General features: G+C 65.0%; 18 protein-coding genes. 12 read left to right on the top strand and 6 right to left on the bottom strand.

The window, feature by feature from the left end; genetic code table 11:
- The first annotated feature begins 36 nt into the window (after positions 1-36).
- Both FJ957_RS00080 and FJ957_RS00075 read left to right on the top strand, forming a co-directional pair.
- Positions 37-426: a hypothetical protein gene (locus FJ957_RS00080; protein ID WP_246674331.1), complete on the top strand. Its 390-nt coding sequence runs from the start codon at positions 37-39 to the stop codon at positions 424-426.
- 63 nt (positions 427-489) lie between these two features.
- Positions 490-1,680 (top strand): NADH-quinone oxidoreductase subunit D, encoded by a 1,191-nt coding sequence (locus tag FJ957_RS00075; RefSeq protein WP_140827176.1) that lies wholly within the window; start codon positions 490-492, stop codon positions 1,678-1,680.
- Between the two features lie 203 nt (positions 1,681-1,883).
- Here the strand turns inward: FJ957_RS00075 and FJ957_RS00070 are convergent, their stop codons facing one another.
- Complete coding sequence (locus tag FJ957_RS00070; RefSeq protein ID WP_140642478.1) at positions 1,884-2,318, bottom strand: hypothetical protein; 435 nt, start codon at positions 2,316-2,318, stop codon at positions 1,884-1,886.
- A gap of 288 nt (positions 2,319-2,606) precedes the next feature.
- Here FJ957_RS00070 and FJ957_RS00065 point away from each other — a divergent pair, with 288 nt between their 5' ends.
- Entirely contained in the window at positions 2,607-2,786 is a 180-nt protein-coding gene (locus tag FJ957_RS00065) for a hypothetical protein (RefSeq protein ID WP_140827174.1), read from the top strand.
- Positions 2,787-2,829: 43 nt separating this feature from the next.
- On the opposite strand, the gene FJ957_RS32400 is transcribed toward FJ957_RS00065, so the two are convergent.
- Together FJ957_RS32400 and FJ957_RS00060 are read right to left on the bottom strand one after the other, a co-directional pair.
- Positions 2,830-2,952: a hypothetical protein gene (locus FJ957_RS32400; protein WP_281405135.1), complete on the bottom strand. Its 123-nt coding sequence runs from the start codon at positions 2,950-2,952 to the stop codon at positions 2,830-2,832.
- Between the two features lie 7 nt (positions 2,953-2,959).
- Positions 2,960-4,144, bottom strand: a complete 1,185-nt coding sequence (locus FJ957_RS00060) for a Gfo/Idh/MocA family oxidoreductase (protein ID WP_140827173.1) — start codon at positions 4,142-4,144, stop codon at positions 2,960-2,962.
- A 313-nt stretch (positions 4,145-4,457) separates the two neighbouring features.
- On the opposite strand from FJ957_RS00060, the gene FJ957_RS00055 reads away from it, so the two are divergent.
- The 9 genes from FJ957_RS00055 to FJ957_RS31725 all read left to right on the top strand — a co-directional run bounded on the left by FJ957_RS00055 (position 4,458) and on the right by FJ957_RS31725 (position 14,223).
- The gene (locus FJ957_RS00055) at positions 4,458-5,357 is read left to right on the top strand and encodes a MurR/RpiR family transcriptional regulator (RefSeq protein WP_140827171.1); all 900 of its coding nucleotides are present in this window, start codon (positions 4,458-4,460) and stop codon (positions 5,355-5,357) included.
- 172 nt (positions 5,358-5,529) lie between these two features.
- On the top strand, positions 5,530-6,312 hold the full coding sequence (locus tag FJ957_RS00050) for an SDR family oxidoreductase (protein ID WP_140827169.1): 783 nt from the start codon (positions 5,530-5,532) through the stop codon (positions 6,310-6,312).
- On the top strand, positions 6,309-7,835 hold the full coding sequence (locus FJ957_RS00045) for a mannitol dehydrogenase family protein (RefSeq protein ID WP_246685739.1): 1,527 nt from the start codon (positions 6,309-6,311) through the stop codon (positions 7,833-7,835). The genes FJ957_RS00050 and FJ957_RS00045 overlap by 4 nt, the downstream gene beginning before the upstream one ends.
- 19 nt (positions 7,836-7,854) lie before the next feature.
- On the top strand, positions 7,855-8,766 hold the full coding sequence (locus FJ957_RS00040) for a sugar phosphate isomerase/epimerase (protein WP_140827165.1): 912 nt from the start codon (positions 7,855-7,857) through the stop codon (positions 8,764-8,766).
- Between the two features lie 72 nt (positions 8,767-8,838).
- The gene (locus tag FJ957_RS00035; protein WP_140642493.1) at positions 8,839-9,873 is read left to right on the top strand and encodes an ABC transporter substrate-binding protein; all 1,035 of its coding nucleotides are present in this window, start codon (positions 8,839-8,841) and stop codon (positions 9,871-9,873) included.
- 200 nt (positions 9,874-10,073) lie between these two features.
- Entirely contained in the window at positions 10,074-11,618 is a 1,545-nt protein-coding gene (locus FJ957_RS00030; protein WP_140827163.1) for a sugar ABC transporter ATP-binding protein, read from the top strand.
- On the top strand, positions 11,615-12,601 hold the full coding sequence (locus FJ957_RS00025) for an ABC transporter permease (protein ID WP_140827161.1): 987 nt from the start codon (positions 11,615-11,617) through the stop codon (positions 12,599-12,601). The genes FJ957_RS00030 and FJ957_RS00025 overlap by 4 nt, the downstream gene beginning before the upstream one ends.
- The gene (locus FJ957_RS00020) at positions 12,598-13,584 is read left to right on the top strand and encodes an ABC transporter permease (protein ID WP_140827158.1); all 987 of its coding nucleotides are present in this window, start codon (positions 12,598-12,600) and stop codon (positions 13,582-13,584) included. The genes FJ957_RS00025 and FJ957_RS00020 overlap by 4 nt, the downstream gene beginning before the upstream one ends.
- A gap of 480 nt (positions 13,585-14,064) precedes the next feature.
- Positions 14,065-14,223, top strand: coding sequence for a hypothetical protein (locus FJ957_RS31725; RefSeq protein ID WP_181180458.1), 159 nt, complete (start codon positions 14,065-14,067; stop codon positions 14,221-14,223).
- A gap of 31 nt (positions 14,224-14,254) precedes the next feature.
- On the opposite strand, the gene FJ957_RS00015 is transcribed toward FJ957_RS31725, so the two are convergent.
- The 3 genes from FJ957_RS00015 to FJ957_RS00005 form a co-directional block, all read right to left on the bottom strand.
- A complete protein-coding gene (locus FJ957_RS00015; RefSeq protein ID WP_140827154.1) occupies positions 14,255-15,586 on the bottom strand; it encodes an HlyD family type I secretion periplasmic adaptor subunit in 1,332 nt (443 codons plus the stop codon).
- Complete coding sequence (locus FJ957_RS00010) at positions 15,583-17,322, bottom strand: type I secretion system permease/ATPase (protein WP_246685738.1); 1,740 nt, start codon at positions 17,320-17,322, stop codon at positions 15,583-15,585. Before FJ957_RS00010 ends, FJ957_RS00015 begins: the two co-directional genes overlap by 4 nt.
- An 18-nt stretch (positions 17,323-17,340) precedes the next feature.
- A partial coding sequence (locus FJ957_RS00005; RefSeq protein WP_181180457.1) for a VCBS domain-containing protein occupies positions 17,341-18,540 on the bottom strand: 1,200 nt, incomplete at its 5' end.

Below are 18,540 nucleotides of genomic sequence, written 5' to 3'. Positions count from 1 at the left end.
CGTCAGGTTTCCAGATGGAAAGGAAAGACGATGCGCATGTTGACGATAGTCCTGACGCTGTCGGCAATGGCATTGGCGCAGCCCACTTCTGCTCAACGCGCCGATCCGCAGCCGCCGCAAGCCCTGCCGCCGGCCCAGCAGCCCGCCCCCGACCAGGCCCAGCCTGGCGAGGACAATGCCGGCCAGAACGTCACCAATATTGTCGTGGTCGCATTCGAGGATTTGCCTTCGGAAGTGAAGGCGCAGGCCGAGGCCATCGTCACCAGGACGACCGCCAAGGAACTGGCCAAGCTGCAGAGTTCGGTCGACGCTTCGCCCGAGGCGACGTCGGTTCTGCATGCGAACGGATTGAATTCCTCGCAGGTCGTCGCAGCCAACATCGACGGCGACGGCACGCTGACCCTGATCATCCAGACGACGGCATGACCCGGCTGGACGGCGGCTGACGGGCCGCGGTCCGCCTTCGATACTCACTCTTGCGAGGTCGTCATGACCGAAGCCGCGGTCCGTAATTTCACGCTCAACTTCGGGCCGCAGCACCCGTCGGCGCATGGCGTGCTCAGGCTGGTGTTGGAACTGGACGGAGAAATCGTCGACCGTGCCGATCCGCATATCGGCCTGCTTCACCGCGGCACAGAAAAGCTGATCGAATACAAGAACTATCTGCAGGCTCTGCCTTATTTCGATCGGCTCGACTATGTCGCGCCGATGAACCAGGAGCATGCCTTCTGCCTTGCCGCCGAAAAGCTGCTCGAACTGTCCGTCCCCCGGCGCGGCCAACTGATCCGCGTGCTGTTTTGCGAGATCGGGCGGCTCTTGTCGCATCTTCTCAACGTCACCACGCAGGCCATGGATATCGGCGCGCTGACGCCACCGCTATGGGGTTTCGCCGAACGCGAGAAGCTGATGGTGTTCTATGAACGCGCCTCCGGCGCCCGTATGCATGCGAACTATTTCCGCGTCGGCGGCGTCCACCAGGATCTGCCGGGTCAGCTCTTGGATGACATCTGGGATTTCTGCGATCCGTTCCTGGAGGCCTGTGACAATCTCGAGGGCCTGCTCACCGACAACCGCATCTTTAAGCAGCGCAATGTCGATGTCGGCGCGATCTCGCTCGACGACGCCTGGGGCCTGGGCTTCTCCGGCGTCATGGTGCGCGGCTCGGGCGCCGCCTGGGACCTTCGCAAGGCGCAGCCCTATGAATGCTATTCCGAAATGGATTTCGACATCCCCATCGGTAAGCACGGCGACTGCTATGATCGCTATCTGGTGCGCATGGAAGAGATGCGCCAGTCGGTGCGGATCATGCGGCAGTGCCTGGAAAAGCTGCGCTCATCGGATGGCCAAGGTCCCGTCGCCGTGCCGAACCAGAAGATCACGCCGCCGCCGCGCACCACCATGAAGCGCTCGATGGAAGCGACCATCCATCATTTCAAGCTTTATACCGAAGGCCACCGCGTGCCGCCCGGAGAGGTCTATGCCGCGGTCGAGGCGCCGAAAGGCGAGTTCGGCGTCTATCTGGTTTCGGACGGCAGCAACGTTCCCTATCGCTGTAAGATACGCGCACCGTCCTTCGCCCATCTCCAGGCCATGGATTTCCTGTCGCGCGGGCACATGGTGGCCGATGTCGCGGCGATCATCGGCTCGCTCGACATCGTGTTCGGCGAGATCGATCGCTGAACAAATCGATCGCTGAACAAAAGGGAGCGCGGAGCCCCGCCACGTCTCCGTCATTCCCATCGAGGTCTTGAACGGTCGCGATCGCGGGCATCGCGGCCAGCGCTAGAGCAATTCCAGAGAAAGCGCCCACGTTTTTCCGTCTGGAATTGCGTCGGACAAAGCGGTGGAGCGGAAAGCCGTTTCCATGAAAACGGTGAACCGCTCTAACGCATGAACACCGCTCTCAGCCAAGCAAGAATGCCCGCACCTGGCGAGATCGCCGCCCGCACGCGCGATGCCGCCCAGCGGGCCGGCATGTTGGCGCCGACATGGCAATGGCAGACGACCTCATGCAACTGCCAGTCGCTCATCTCGAAAAAGCGCTTGGCTTCGCCGTAAGTGTCGTCGCGCAAGCCTTGCGCGCGAAAGATCGGGTCCTCGAAAGCGATGGTGATCGCCGATCCGTCTGTGCGCATTCTTTCACGCACGTCGGGTGCGGCGTATTCGGTGCCTGCCAGCGCCGTGAGGCGGCGGCTCGGACTATCCTCCAGAAGTTGCGCCCAGCGTTCAAGGCGCTGGCCGCGATTGGCGATGAGAGCCGGTGCTTCGGCATGAACGTCGGCAACGGCATTGATCTGGTCAAGGGTTTGGTGCTTCACGGCCGTCTCCTGTGTCGGCAGATGGCCCCCGTCCACAACGGGATTTAAGGCGCCGACCGACGCCGGCAAGAGCCGAAACAGGCACGTAGAATCATTTGATCGTCATCTGCCGCCATCGCGCGGCCCGATCGTGTTGGAACCATCCGCAGGCGCGACCGTTCTGTCAGCCTGTGCCGCCGATCGCCCCCGACGAAGCGTCCGAGCGCGGCGATCACCTTCATCATTTCAGGTCGGGCAGGACATCCCGCTTGTTGGGATCGCAGCAGAGCACCGGCGGAAGGAAACGCGATGGCCATTCTCCCCAATCCGGACCCGGCTCCCACGCCAGTGCCCACGCCGCCCATCCCCGAACCGAAGCCGGTGCGCGAGCCGGATCCGGATCGGCTGCCTGACGAGGAGCCGATCCCCAATCCCGACGAGAACGACACGCCGCCGAAGCATTCCACGCCGAGGCGGCGCCGGCTTTGAATGGCTCATGGGCGGCGCTGGAGGCGCCGCCCATGGCAATCACTCATTCCCCACGCATGGTCGCCTGGAAGGTCGGCAGGTGCTTCTTCTGCGCCTCGATCATGCGTTCGCGGTAGACGCCGTAGATGACGTCGGTGTCGTGCAGCGTCACGGGCTCGGCGATCAAGGGGTAATCACCCGAACCGCGCCGGCGTCCACGCGCCTCCAGCCGCGTTCGACGCCACCGCGGCGGCGACAAACTTTACGCCGCGCGCGCCATCGACCACATCTGGGATCTGCGCCACGCGCGCCGGATCGACCGTGCCACCCGAGCGGTGCGCGCGAATAATGTCGGCGGCGTCACGGTAGAAATTGGCGAAGGCCTCGATATAGCCTTCCGGATGGGCGGCCGGCATGCGCGAGACGCGCCGCGCTTCCGCCGTCGAGCCATGGCCGCCACGCACCAGCATGCGCGTTTCCTCGCCATAGGGCGAGAAGCGCAACTCCTCCGGCCGCGATCCAGACCATTCGAGCCCGGCCTTCTCGCCATAGATGCGCACCGAGAGGTCGTTGTAGTGGCCGGGCGAAGTCTGGCTGGCGAGGATCGTGCCGCGCGCCCCGCCCGCCCAGCGCAGCAGCACATGCGCATTGTCGTCGAGCCGCCGGCCCGGCACGGCGGTGAAGAGGTCGGCGCTAACCGCCTCGGCTTCGAAACCGGAAATGAAGCTCGCCAGGTTGAAGGCATGCACGCCGATATCGGCGAGCACCGCCGACTGGCCGGCGCGCGCCGGATCGGTGCGCCATTCCGCCTGCTTCTGGCCCTCGGCGTCGATCGGCTTGGTCAGCCAGTCCTGGATATAGGCGCTGTGCGCCGACACGACCCGGCCGAGTTCACCCGCCGCTACCATCTCGCGCGCCTGGCGCACCATGGCGTAGCCGGTGTTGTTGAGTGTGACGACGAAGCGGCGCTTCTTCGCTTTGGTCAGCGCAACCAGCGCTTGCGCCTCTTCAAGCGTCGTCGACAGCGGCTTGTCGCAGATGACGTCGATGCCGGCTTCGAGGAAGGCGGTGGCGACCGGCGCATGCAGATGGTTGGGCGTGACGATGACCACCGCCTCGATGCCGTCCGGCCGTGCCGCTTCGGCCTTCGCCATGGGGCGGTAGTCGGCGTAGCTGCGTTCGGGCGCGATGCCGATCTCCGCGGCGGAGGCGATCGCATTCTCCGGATCCGAGGACAGCGCGCCTGCAACCAGCGCGATCTGGTCGTCCAGCCGCATGGCCAGCCGATGCACGGCGCCGATGAAGGCGTTGCGGCCGCCTCCGACCATGCCGACCCGGAGACGTTGACGCGACGTACCGTCGGCGGTTGCATAGACCATGATTGCGAATATTCTCCCAAGTTCGATGTGCCGGTCGCCGCCGATGTTTATCGGACCGACCGCAGTTGTTTTCGAATGATATTTCTATTTTTTGGTTTGTAAAACGATTGTACCGCGTTAGCGTTTGATCCAGGTCCAGCTAGAGCATGATCCCGAAAAGTGGGAACCGGTTTTCGGAAAAGATCATGCTTCAACAGCGAGCTGGATCAGGACGACGGTTCAACGAAACGTCGTCCTGATCCAGCGGACCGCATCCGGAGGGCAGGGATCGGATGACGCATCCGACGGTTGGGGTCACGATGAGGCATATCCTATGAGCGGCCGCGGCAAAGCGGCCGACGAGCGGTCCGCCCATAGTCTGGAGACGGCGGCAAGAAAGCGGAGCCGGTCGCTGGCGGCACTTGGCTACACCAAGCCGCAAACCTATGAAGAGCTGCGGGCGGTGCTCTCGTCAGGCACCGTGCATTTCCCGAAACGGCTTCGCCAGGTCGCGATCTTCCTCTGGCAGCATCCGAGCGACGTGGCTCTGGGCACGATCGCGCAAGTGGCGGACCAAGCCGGCGTGCAGCCCTCGACCCTGGTGCGCTTCGCGCAGATCTTCGGCTATTCCGGCTTTTCCGATTTCCAGGTCCTGTTCAAGGACCGCATGAAAGGCTCCTGGTCGGATACACAAGGCAACCAGGAAAAAGCCCCGGAGCCCAATGCGAACCTGCATTTCCTGAACGGCATGGTCGGTGCCTGCCAGGCCTCGCTCGGCCGCATCGGCAATGGGGTCGACATCGAGAGTTTCGAGACGATGATCGACCATCTGGCGGCGGCGGAGCTGATCTATGTCATCGGCAGCAAGCGCGCCTTCCCCGTCACCACCTATCTGTCGCTGACGCTCTCACAGCAGGGCGTGCGCAACGTGCTGGTCGACAATGTCGGCTCGACCGCGCTCGACCAGGTCGGCTGCATCACGCCGCGCGACGCGGTGCTGGCCGTCTCCTTCAGCCCCTACAATTCGATCACGCCCGACCTCGTCGCCGTCGCGCATGAGCGCAAGGCCCGCATCGTCGCCATCACCGACAGCACCTTTTCGCCGCTGGTAAAACTCTCCGACACCTGGCTGGAAGTGGTCGAGCAGGATTTCGGCGGCTTCCGTTCGCTCGCCGCCTCGCTCGCGGTCGGCATGGCCTTGGTCCACGGCGTCGTCGCGCAGCGGACAGGTTGACCAGAGCAATTCCAGGAAAAGTGTGAGCGGTTTTCCGTCCGGAATTGCGAAAGACAAGGAGATAGAGCGGTTCACCGGTTCCATGAAAACGGCGAACCGCTCTAGCACGATTGACTAAAGAGAACCATCGTTCCATATTTTAAAAAATGGAAACTTTGTTCCGGGAGGAGGAATGGAGGTTCGTCTCGACGGCAAGGTGGTGCTGGTCACCGGCGCGACGCAAGGCATCGGCCGCGCGATCGCCGAGATCGCCGCGCGTTCCGGCGCCGCCGGACTGCTGATCACCGGCCGTGACCAGGAACGTGGCGACGCTGCCGCGGCAGAGCTCTCGGCCATGGGCACCGCTACCGCCTTCGCTTCCGCCGACCTCGGTGATCCGCAAACCCCGGCGCGGCTGGCGCAGGCCTGCATCGAACGTTTCGGCTGCATCGACGGCCTGGTCAATGCCGCCGGGCTGACCGATCGCGCCTCTTTCGTCGACGCCACGCTCGACGATTGGTCGTCGCTGTTTGCCGTCAATGCCCGCGCGCCTTTCTTCCTGATGCAGGCGGCGATCGCCGACATGAAGAACCGCGGTCAAGGCGGCTCGATCGTCAACATCCTGTCGATCAACGCGCATTGCGGCTCGCCGGAGCTTGCCGTCTATTCCGCCACCAAGGGCGCGCTGGCGACGCTGACCAAGAACGCCGCCAACGCCCACCGCTTCGACCGCATCCGCGTCAACGGCATCAATGTCGGCTGGACCGACACGCCGGCGGAACGGACCATGCAGGCCGAGACGCTCGGCCAGGGTCCGGGCTGGCTCGACGCCGCGAACGCGACGCAGCCCTTCGGCCGGCTGTTCTCCGTCACCGACATAGCCAACCTTGCCGTCTTCCTGCTTTCCGACGCGGCCGGCCCGATGACCGGCGCGCTGATCGACCAGGAGCAATGGGTGATCGGAGCCAACCGGTGAGCGCCGAGAAGCTCGGCCCTGCCCTGCTCGGCCGAGTGCCGTCGGAGGTGCGCAAACCGGCTTACGACCGCGCCGCGCTGAAGCCCGGGATCGCCCATATCGGCGTCGGCGCCTTCCACCGTTGCCATCAGGCCGAATACACCGACGATCTGCTGGCGAAGGATTTCGACCGCTGGGGACTGGTCGGCATCAATATCCGCCCTCCCCTGCTGGCCACCACGCTAGGGCGCCAGGACGGCCTCTACACGCGGCTGATCCGTCAGAACGACGAGGTCGAAGCGCGCATCATCGGCAGCATCGTTCGCGTCGTCGACAGCCAGGAAAGTGCGGCGCCGGCGCTGGACGTGCTCGCCTCGCCCGACATCGAGATGGTCACCATGACGGTGACCGAGAAAGGCTATTGCCACATTCCGTCGAGCGGCGCGCTCGACCCCGACCATCCTGACATCGCGCACGATCTCGCCAATCCCGAGACACCCCGCAGCGTGCCAGGCATTCTGGCAAGGGCGCTGGAACTGCGCATGGCCACGCATGGCCGGCCGGTGACGCTGCTGTCCTGCGACAACATCCCCACCAACGGCTTTATCCTCGGCAATGTCGTGCGCACCTTCGCCGAGCGCCGCGGCAGGAGGCTGGCGGACTGGATCGAGGCCAATGTCGCTTTCCCCTCGGCCATGGTCGATCGCATCGCGCCGGCGACGACCGAAGCCGATATCGACACCGTCGAGAAGCGCTTCGGCTACCGCGACGGCGCCGTGGCGGTGGGCGAGCGCTTCCGCCAATGGGTGATCGAGAACCGCTTCGCCGGCCGCGCCCCGCGTTGGGACCGCGTCGGCGCGACTTTCGTCGACGATGTCACACCGTTCGAGCATCTCAAGATGCGCGCCCTGAACGGCGCCCAGACGACGCTCAGCTATCTCGGCGTTTTGGGCGGCTTCGAGCACACGTTCGAGACCATCGCCGACCCGCTTCTGGCAGGCTTCGTCCGCCGCATGCTGACCGAGGAGACTCTGCCGACGCTGATGCCCGTGCCCGGCATGGCGCCGACAGCCTATGTCGAGCAGAGCCTTTCGCGCCTCGCCAACACGGCGATCCGCCATCGCAACCACCAGATCGCCACCGACGGCTCGCAGAAGATCGTGCAGCGCCTGCTCAACCCGATCCGCGACCGCCTCGCGAAGGGCGAGAGCATTGCGCTGCTGTCGGTCGCGGTCGCCGGCTGGATGGCCTATCTGATAAAGGCGTCCGCGCGTTTCGGCCGCGCCTGGCAGGTGTCCGACCCCTTTGCCGAGAAAATTGCGGCGATCGCCGACCGCATCGGTGCGGACAGCAACGCGCTTGTCGGTTCGATCCTCGCCATCGACGCCATCTTCGACCCGTCCTTGGCCGCCAACGCGATCTTCGGGGCGCATGTGGTCGCCGGGCTCGACGGCTTGCTTTCAGGCGATCCGATGGGCTTTGTCGGACAAGTCTGCGCTGGGCCAACCGATGCGCGGTTGAAGCAGCCGGCGCGATCTGCATAGTTAGCAACTGGGAGGGAACATGAAGCTTGGACTGCTGACAGCACCGTTTCCGGATACGTCGCTCGGCGAAGTCGCCGACTGGGCGCGCTCTGTCGGATTCGAGGCGCTGGAAATCGCCTGCTGGCCGAAGACTTCCGGCGCCAGCCGGCGCTACGCCGGCACCAGCCACATCGACGTGGACGTCTCGGTCGCGCAGGCCAAGGACATAGCCGCCGAGCTAGCCGGCAAGGGCCTGGCCATCTCCGGCCTCGGCTTCTATCCCAATCCGCTCCATCCCGACCGGGCGCATCGCGAAGCGGTGATCGATCATCTGAAGAAAGTGATCGTGCTGGCGACCCGCATGGGGGTCCCGCTCGTCAACACCTTCTGCGGCGGCGACGCTTCGAAGACTATCGACGCCAACTGGGAAGACGCGCAGAAAATCTGGCCGTCGATCATCGCCCACGCCCGGGAGCACGGTGTAAAACTCGCCTTCGAGAACTGCCCGATGATCTTCAGCTATGACGAATGGCCGGGCGGGCACAACATCGCCTACTCGCCCTATGTCTGGCGCCGCATCCTCGAAGCCTGGGGCGGCGACGTCGGCATGAACTTCGACCCCTCGCATCTCGTCTGGCAGATGATCGACAAGGAGCGCTTCATCCGCGAGTTCGGCAAGAACATGCTGCATGTGCACGCCAAGGATCTGATGATTGATCATGATGGTTTGTACGAGCGCGGAATCCTTTCGGCTGGCATAGGCTGGCAGGTGCCGCGCATGCCGGGGCTTGGGGACATCGACTGGAGCAGGATTTTTTCGGGCCTCTACCGGGCCGGATATGACGGGCCGGTCATCATCGAGCATGAGGACCGGCGCTTCGAGGGGACGGATGAAAAGGTCAAGCGCGGCTTCCTGCTTGCCCGCGACGTGCTGCGCCCCTTCATCAAATGACGAAAAGCTCGGCTCCGACCGCGTCGGAGCCCTGGAACTGAACTGAAAAGATCAATGTGGAGGAGTACTGAAATGAAAAGACATCTGACCGTGGCCTCGCTCCTTGCCGGCGCCGCCTTGCTTGCCTCGGTGGGCGTTTCGGCCGCCGCCGGCAAGTATACGATCGGCATTTCCAACACCGTGCAGGGCAATGGCTGGCGCGAGGAAATGATCTGCGCGATGAAGGCGCAGGCGCTCGCATCCGGCGAAGTGACGAAGCTCAACATCGCCCACCGCAACACCGACGCCGCCGGCCAGCTCGAGGACATCCGTAACCTGATCAGCGCCAAGGTCGACGCCATCGTCGTCAACCCGGCCGATCCGGCCGGCATCAAGGCCGGCCTCGAGGAAGCCACCAAGGCCGGCATCGTCGTCGTCGCCGTCGACCAGGCGGTGACCGAGCCGTCCGCCTACATCATCTCCAACAACCAGGAACAATATGCCTATCTCGGCGCCAAGTGGCTGTTCCAGCAGATGGGCGGCAAGGGCGAGGTGTTCTACATGCGCGGCGCCGCCGGCGCTTCGGCCGACTCAGATCGCGACAAAGGCTTCAAGAAGGCGCTCGCCGAATTCCCCGACGTGAAGGTCGCGCAGGAAGTCTTCACCGGCTGGCAGCAGGACCAGGCCAAGCAGCAGATCCTGTCCTTCCTCGCCACCGGCACCCCGATCAACGGCATCTGGACCTCTGGCATCGACAACGTCATTGTCGACGCGCTGGTCGAGCAGCAGGCGCCGATGGTGCCTGTAGTCGGCGCCGACAATGCCGGCTTCGTCGGCCAGCTCAGCTCGGTCAAGGGCCTGGTCGGTGCCGCGGTCACCAATCCCGGCTCGATCGGCGGCGCCGGCGTAACGCTCGCCTTGCAGATCCTCGACGGCAAGAAACCGGCGCAGCAGACCGTGCTGGTCGAGCCGCAGCTTTGGGAAAACGCCACCGACGAAGGCAAGGCCAAGCTGAAGAGCGTCGTGGATCCCTCGCTCAGCCCCGAATGGCCGGTCTCGATCTCGATCCCAGACTGGACGACCTACACCAAGGAGCAGATTGTAGCCTGCAAGGGCCCGGGCGAATAAGCGCCTGATCCGGACGCAAGCGCGAGGACGCTGGACCAAGGTCTGGCGTCCTTGCCATTTGATTTGGCACGCATAATTTGAGCCCTCGAGCAATTCCAGGAAAAGTGTGAGCGGTTTTCCGTCCGGAATTGCGTAAAACAAAAGGATAGAGCGGTTCGCCGTTTCCATGAAACGGTGAAACGCTCTGGATCGAGAAAGCTTTGACCAGCAACCTCCTCCTCGACGCCACAGGCGTAGCGAAGAACTACGGTGCGGTTGCCGCGTTGCGCAACGCCTCGCTGTCCGTATTGCCGGGCGAGGTGCATGCGCTGATGGGCGCCAACGGCGCCGGCAAGTCGACTCTGGTGAAGATCCTGACCGGCGCGATCAAGGCGGACGCCGGGCGCATCCTGATCCGCGGCCAGCAGCTTGATGTCCGCTCGCCCGCCGACGCCCGCCGCGCCGGACTGCTGCCGGTCTACCAGGAGCCGGCGCTGATCCCCGATCTCGATGTCTTATCCAATCTGCGGCTGACCGGCACGCCGGTCGAGCCGTTCCGCGCCTGGGTGCGCGAGCTCGGCATTCCCGACCTCGATATCCGCGAGACGGCGCGCCATATCCCCTTGGCCATCCTGCGCGTGCTCGACCTGGCGCGCGCGCTTGCCGTCGAACCCGACGTGCTTCTGCTCGACGAGATGACCGCGGCTTTGCCCGCGAACCTTGCTGAGAAGGTGCTCGAGGTCGTGCGGCGCCAAGGCGATGCCGGCCGCTCCGTCATCTTCATCTCGCACCGTTTCGTCGAGATCTCCGCGCTTTGCGACCGCGCCACCGTGCTGCGCGACGGCTCCACGGTCGGTGTCGTCGACATCGAGCCGGGCGTCGAGGAAAGAATAGTCGAGATGATGCTCGGCACCCGCATCGAGAAGACACGCGTCACCGCGCGCGCGGCAAATGATGTGGCGGTTGCCGGCGGCGGCCGCCCGCGATTGTCGGTCCGCAACCTGCAGCTCGGCACCAAGCTCAACGACGTCTCCTTCGATCTCGCCAATGGCGAGATCGCTGGCGTGTTTGCGCTCGAGGGCCAGGGCCAGGACGAGCTCTTCGCAGCGCTTGCCGGTTCGATCCGTCCGACCAGCGGCACCATCGACGTCGACGGCGCGCCGGTGAAATTCTCGCATCCGAGTGACGCCATCCAGGCCGGCATCGCCTATGTGCCGGGCGACCGCGCCGAGGCCTTGGCCATGCAGCGCTCGGTGCGCGAGAACATCGCGCTGCCCTTCAGCGCCGCGCTGCGCAAATGGGGCCCGATCCGCATGCGCCGCGAGCAGGTGGTGGTTTCCAGCGCCATCGCCAGATTGCAGATCGACACCCGCGCCCAGGGCGAGGTGCAACGCCTTTCCGGCGGCAACCAGCAGAAGGTGACCATCGCCCGCTGGATCGCCGCCAACGCCCGCACCATCCTTTGCTTCGATCCGACGCGCGGCATCGATGTCGGCACCAAGCAGGAGATCTACAAGCTGCTGCGCGAACTCGCCGGCCAGGGCAAGTCGGTGCTGTTCTACACATCCGAAATGGAAGAGGTGCAGCGTGTCTGCGACCGCGTCATCGTCATCTTCGGCGGCCGCGTCGTCGACACTTTCCCGGTCGAGCAAGCCGATGAAGCGGCATTGATGCGCGCAGCCTACGGCCTGCCGCGCGGCGCCAAGGCGGATGTCGGCATCCTTGCCGAGGTCAAACCCGGTTCCAGCGCGGAGGCCGCGTCATGAGCCGCTTTCTCCGCAACCAGGGTTGGGTCGCAGGCCTGTTCGCCCTGCTGATCTTTCTCTTCGTCGTCACCAAGCTGATCCAGCCGGGCTATGGCAGCGGCGACTTCGGTTCGCTGGCGCGCGCGGTTCTGCCTTACGCCTTTGCCGTCGCGGCCCAGACCGTCGTCGTCATCGCCGGCGGCATCGACCTGTCGGTCGCCGCCATGATGGCGCTGACCAGCGTCACCGCCGCCTCGATGATGAACGGCGCCAGCGAGGAATATGCCTTGTTCGTCGTGCCCTTCGTGCTGGCCATGGGGCTGGTGCTCGGCGCGCTGAACGGCCTCCTCATCGTCGTCACCCGGGTGCCCGACATCGTCGTCACCCTGGCCATGCTGTTCGTTCTGCAGGGCGCGGCGCTGCTTGTGCTGGGCGCCCCCGGCGGCGCCGCCGCCGAATGGCTGAAGGCAAGCGTCATCGGCACCGTGCCGATCCCCGGCCTGCCGGATTGGGCGGACGCCTGGGTGCCGAAGGCGCTGGTGCTGCTCGTCGTCTGCCTCTGCATCGTGTGGATTCCGCTTAGGCGCTCACGCCTCGGCCTCTCCATATACGCCATCGGCAGCAATGAGCTCGCCGCCTTCCGGAGCGGCGTGCCGGTGGCGCGCACCAGGATCATCGCCTATGCGCTCTCCGGCCTGTTCGCGGCGATGGGCGGCCTGTCGCTCACCGTCAGCACCGGCATCGGCGCGCCCATCCCCGGGCCCTATCTGCTGGCCAGCGTCGCCGCGGTGGTGCTGGGCGGCGTCGCGCTCGGCGGCGGCAAGGGCGGCCTGCTCGGGCCGATCATCGCCGTCTTCGTGCTGAGGCTGGTGCGCACCGACCTGACGCTTCTGGCCATCGATCCGAACGTCACCGCGATCATCGAAGGCGCGATCATGGTCGCGGTCGTGATGTTCGGCGCCTTCATCACCATGCGGAGCCGCCCGGCAGGAGCAACGCCATGACCGACATCGCGACCTTGCCCCAGCCGGTCTCGTTCGGCCGCCGGATCAAGCGCTTCATGGCGGACCGGCCGCTCATCCCGCTGATCATCCTTTTGATCATCCTCGTGGCGATCCTGCAGGTGCTGCGCCCCGGCATCGTCAACGAGCGCTGGCTCGCCAACACGGCGAAATTCGCCATCCCGCTGGCGATTCTCGCCGGCTGCCAGACCATGACCATGCTGACCGGCGGCATAGACCTTTCCGTCGGCACGGTGGCAACGATGAGCGCCTTCATCATGGCGACGCAGATCGTCAACCAGGATCCGGCGGTGGCTTTCCTGCTGGCCATGCTGCCCGCCGTGCTGATCGGCCTCGTCAACGGCATCGGCGTCGGCGTGTTCCGCGTGCATCCGCTGATCATGACGTTGGGCACCAGCCTGATCGGCACCGGCTTCCTGCAGGTCTACCAGCGCACCGTGATCGCCTCCGGCGCCAAGATTCCTGATTTCCTCAGCTGGTTGGGCACCGGCGTCACCTACGGTTTTCCCAATGCGCTTCTGCTGTTCGTCCCGGTGGCGGTGCTGATCGTCTTCATGCTGAACCGCACCGGCTTCGGCCGCCTGCTCTACGCCGTCGGCGACAATGAACGCGCCGCCAGACTGTCGGGCGTGCGCTACTGGCAGGTCATCACCGCCCTCTACGTCCTCTCCAGCCTGCTCGCCGGCATCACCGGCCTGCTCTATATCGGCCTGATCAAGGCGCCCTCGCTGTCGCTCGCCGAACCGCTGGTGCTGCCATCCGTGGCCGCCGCCGTCATCGGCGGCACCTCGATCTTCGGCGGCCGCGGCGGCTACGCCGGCACCATCATCGGCGCGCTGATCCTGACCGTGCTGACGACACTGCTCACCATCCTGCAAATGCCCGAAGGCGGCCGCCGCATCCTGTTCGGCTTCATCGTGCTGTTCGTGACGGCGGCGTATCTGCGGATCGTCGAGGACCGATAGACCAAGCGACGTGGCCGTGACAGGCGCGGCTCACTCCGCCGCCTGTATCTGGCGGGCATCGATGATCGCCCTGATCTCCGAGCGGCACGAGCGCCGCAATTGGTGCCGGCGCGCGCTGCGAGCAGCGACACCAGCCAGAGCCGGACGGCAAGCCGACGCCGGGAACCCACCCGTTGGCAGACAAGGAAATCGCCTGGGCTTCGACGGAGCTTACGTGCCGGAAGGAACGCTGGCCGAGGCCTTCCTGGCTGGCGCTGGGCGAAGCCATGAATGGCGCATCGCGCATGCTGGTTGCCATGCTCCGCCGCAACGCCGCTCGGGCCGAGATCGGCCGAGGGACGCGCGGCACCGCGGCCGACAGACGCGAATCTGCACCGGACAAGCCCGGACCGCTGCGCCGCGGCGCGCTGCAGCGCCGCGACAGACGGCCGGGCAATCGGAGCACCCATCTCCCTGCCCCTCGCAAAAGGCCATCCGACGATGCTCAGCGCGATCGGCTCCGGCAAGACCAGCCTGCTCGAGCAGATCGCCGGCTGGATCGGCGACGATGCCTTTGCCGCCGGCGACTGCATCCTGTCGGCGAGCGAGCGTCGGGCGCCGCCGCTTCGCGGCGCCCGCACGATGGAGCTGCGGTCGTGAATGCCATGCCAACTGGAGGCTGGCGGCCTTTTCACTCCTCCTTGAAGGCGTGAGCGAAACTGTCGGCGACCGGCTGAAAGAGATATTCGAGCAGGGTTCGCTTGCCGGTGACAACGGAGACGTCCACCGGCATTCCCGGATATAGCTTCACTTGCGGGAGGTTCTTGAGTTCATCGGCACCCACCTCGACCGTCCCCCTGAAAAACGTCGCGCCGCTGCGCTCGTCGATCTCGGCATCGGCCGAAACCCGGGTAAGGGCGCCCTTCACCGTGGGCGTGGTTCTCTGCTTGTAGGCGACGAGCCGCACCGTCGCCGGCAAACCGGGGCGAACGACATCGATATCCAGCGGCTGAATCTTGACGTCCAGCACCATCTTGTCCTGGCCGGGAACCAGATCGAGAATAACCCCGCCGGGGGGCACGACGCCGCCCGGCGTGAAATACCGAAGGTTCATTACCGCCCCATCTTCCGGCGCAACGACATCCCGGCGCGCCGCGCGCGCGTCGGTCTTCTGAAGCGCCTTTTCGAGCTCGGAGCGTTTGGTCTGGACGTCACGAAGGTCTTCGGCGGCCTTCTTGACATAGGAGAGCCGGCCATTGTCGATCTGCGCGTCCGCCTCGGCGATCTGCTGCCGTAGGCTTTCTATATTGCCACGGTTCGAGTCAGCCTCGCCCTGCGCGGCGATGACCTGCCGTTCGAGCTGGAGCACGCGCGACTTCACCCCATAGCCTTTCTTGAGAAGTGTGCGGGCGTCCGCCAGCTCTTCCCGCAGAGACGGCAACTGGATCTCGAAGGCCGCAACTCTCGCAGCGAGCGCCGACATCTGGGCATGGTATTGGGCGATCCGCTGCTGCCAGACCTCGACCTCCGACGCCTGAACGTTGGCCTGGTCCTGGAAGATGCGCTCTTGCCCAGCCATGGCCTCGGCGACGGTCGGTTCGCTTCGCCGGGCCGACAGGTCCGCAGAAAAAGGAATTGTCTTCAGGCCGTCGCGCTGCGCGATCAGGCGGGCTTCGCCGGCGAGCGCGGAATCGAGTTCGCCGCGCACGGCGTCGCGGTCGGATTCCGCGTCGAGCCCGTCGAGGCGGACCAGTATCTGACCCTGCTTGACCAAGTCTCCCTCCCGGACCAGGATTTCCCGGATGATGCCGCCTTCCAGGTGCTGTACGGTCTTACGGTTGCTGTCGACCTTCACCACCCCGGACGCGACCGCCGCGCTCGTCAGCGGCGCGGTGGCTGCCCAGAGGCCGAAGCCGCCGAACAGCAGGCCGATGACAGTCAGGCCGCCGAAGACATGGGCGCTCACCGCCGGCCAGGCGGGCGGTGGCGGCGGCATTTTCAACGACAACGCGGCTTCCGTCACGACCCGGTCCTTTCGGAGCTGACGACCCGGACCTGCGGCGGGGCGGACTGCTGCTCGGGGCGGCGCAGTTGCGCAAGCACGACGTCGCGCGGGCCGAACATCTGCGACTGGCCTTCGTTGAGCACCAGGACGCAATCGACGTTCACCATCAGCGACGGGCGGTGGGCGACGATCATCACCGTCGAGCCTGCCTCCTTCATTGCGGCAATCCCCTGGTTCAGCGCCTCTTCTCCAACGGCATCGAGATTAGAATTCGGCTCGTCCAGCACCACCAGCGCCGGACGGCGATAGAGCGCCCTGGCAAGGCCGATGCGCTGGCGTTGCCCGCCGGAGAGCACCGAACCCTGTTCGCCGATCTCGGTATCGTAGCCATTTGGGAGCCTGAGGATCATCTCGTGCACGCCCGCCATCCGGGCGGCGGCCACGATCTCGGCCGGATCGCCTTGCTCCATGCGGGCAATGTTCTCGCGCACGGTGCCGGGAAAGAGTTCGACGTCCTGGGGGAGATAGCCCACATAGGAGCCGAAATCGGCGCGGTTCCAGGCAAACACGTCGACACCGTCGAGCCGAACCCGCCCTTGCTGTGGCGAAAGCATGCCGACGATCAGGCGGGCAAGCGTCGACTTGCCGGCGGCCGACGGCCCGATCACCGCAAGCACCTGACCTGGCGAAACGGCGAAGGAGAGGTTTTTGAGCACGGGCTCCTTGGCGCCGGCCGGCATATATGTGACGGCGTCGACCGAGAGCCGTCCCTGGGGACGCGGCAATTCCATGCCCGGCGGGCGCAGCGACGGCATCTCGAACAGCCGGTCCAGCCGACGCCAGGCCTCGCGAGCGGCGGTCGTCTGTTTCCAGGTTGCGATAGCCTGCTCGACCGGGGCGAGCGCGCGCGACATGATGATCGAGGCCGCGATCATGGCGCCGGGCGAGACTTCATGGCGCAGCGACAGCCAGGCGCCGAGCCCCAGCACCGCGACCTGCAGGAACATCCTGAACGGCTTGGTGAATGCATTGATCAGGCCGGCCCAGTCGCTGGCGGTCGTCTGCAGCGCGAGCACGGACGCATTGGCCGCGTCCCAACGTCGGGCGAGCACGCCGCCCATGCCCATCCCGTCGATGACTTCGGCATTGCGGAAACCGGCATCCGCCGCCTGGTAGGCGCGCGCGGAAGCGGCGTTGGCCTGTTTGAGCGTGTTGGCCGTCAGTGCGTTGTTGGCAAGGGCGAGGCCGAACAGGATGATCGCGCCGCCCAGCGCCAGAAGTCCGAGCAGGGGATGCAGCAGGAAGATGAAGCCGAGATAGAGCGGCATCCATGGCGCGTCGAACAGCGCCATGATGCCGCCGCCGCCAAGATAGCCGCGCAGCGTGGCGAGGTCGCGCAGCGCCTCGGTGCGGTAAGATGAGCCGCGCAACGCGTTCTCAAGCCCGCGGCCCAGTACCTGCGGCGACAGCACGCGGTCGATCCAGGTACCGAGTTGCACTAGCAGCCGGGAGCGGAAGAATTCGAGCGCGCCCATTGCAGCCAGCGCCGCCGTCGTAATCAGCGTCAGATAGACGAGCGTTTCCACGCTGCGTCCCGTCAGCACGCGATCATAGACCTGCAGCATATAGATCGAGGTCGAGAGTACGAGCAGGTTGATGAAGAAGCTGAACCCCGCCACCGCGGCGAAACCGCCGCGGCAACGGGAGAGGGCAAGCTTAAGCGCAGAATGGTCCTGCATCATCTTATCTGCCACTTCATCGTCTTCCTGCGATCAGGCATGCAGATTGAAGTCTGCGCTGCTCAGATTGGTCATCCCCAGGAGGTGGATTTCGATGACGTCCGCACCGCTTGTAATCGCCTCGGCTGACGTACCGACATTTGCGTAGACAACGGTGTTCGTTCCATCCGTCGTCCAACCGACGCTGTGCGCGCCAAGCATTGTCGAAGCACCTAAGTTGGTCGGAGTGCCAGTCAGATTGAGTGCGTTCAGGAAGTCGAGTTTGTCCGCCCCGTGGACGAAGTCCTGGATGGTATCGAAGGCGGCATGGGTGGAGTCGGCAACCGCCGTGTAGACGAAATGGTCGGCACCGTCGCCGCCGACCAACCAATCGGCGTTCGCCTTTCCAATAATCGTGTCGTTGTCCGCACCACCGAAGATGTAGTCGACGGCAGAGGTTCCGGTGACGCTGTCCGTGCCTGCTCGACCGTCAGCGATAGTCGGATCGGTACTTACCAGTGTGATCGTGTTGTCGACGTTGCTCCCATTGGCGTTGCCGATCCAAACGGTGAACGACTGTGGAGCCGATGAAGCCGAATGATTATCAGTGGCGGTGACAGTAAGAGTGCCTGTTGCCGAGCTTCCTAGTCCGACGCTGGCGGTCAGTTCTCCGTTTGCTGCAACCGCGACTGTCCCGGAGCCACTCCAGGTAGCTGCAAAGGAGACACTATCGCCCGCATCGGGATCCACAGACAAGAAGTGGCCCAAATCGATAGGATTCCCATCGGCGATCGGGGCCGAGCCCGGGACGAACACCGGGGCGCTCGGCGCATGGTTGGTCACGGGCTCATTGGCACCGTTCACCGTGATGTCGATGACATGGTCGGTACCATCCGCCGACGTCACATGAATCTGGTCGTGCGGGTGGTCCGCCGTGTTCAGCGCCTGAACGTTGGCGGCGGGATTGTTTAGCGTATAGACCCAGTTGCCGCTGGCATCGATGGTCAGCGAGCCGTATGTGCCCGCGATCGGATTGATGCTGTTGTGCGCCAAGAACGAGCTCTGGCCGGCGTCAGGATCGGCGACGGTCAGAGCGCCGTTTACGGTCAGCACGGCATCCTCGGTCACGGAACCGCTGCTCGTGCCGGTGATCACCGCCGCGTCGTTGGTGCCGTGGATGGTGACGGTGAGCACCTTTGTGGTGCCGTCCGCGGTGGCCACCGTGATGCTGTCGGTATAGTCCTGGCCGCCCAC

The sequence above is a fragment of the Mesorhizobium sp. B2-4-6 genome (assembly GCF_006442775.1).
Lineage (GTDB): Bacteria > Pseudomonadota > Alphaproteobacteria > Rhizobiales > Rhizobiaceae > Mesorhizobium.
This window is presented reverse-complemented; position numbering and strand designations above follow the sequence as displayed.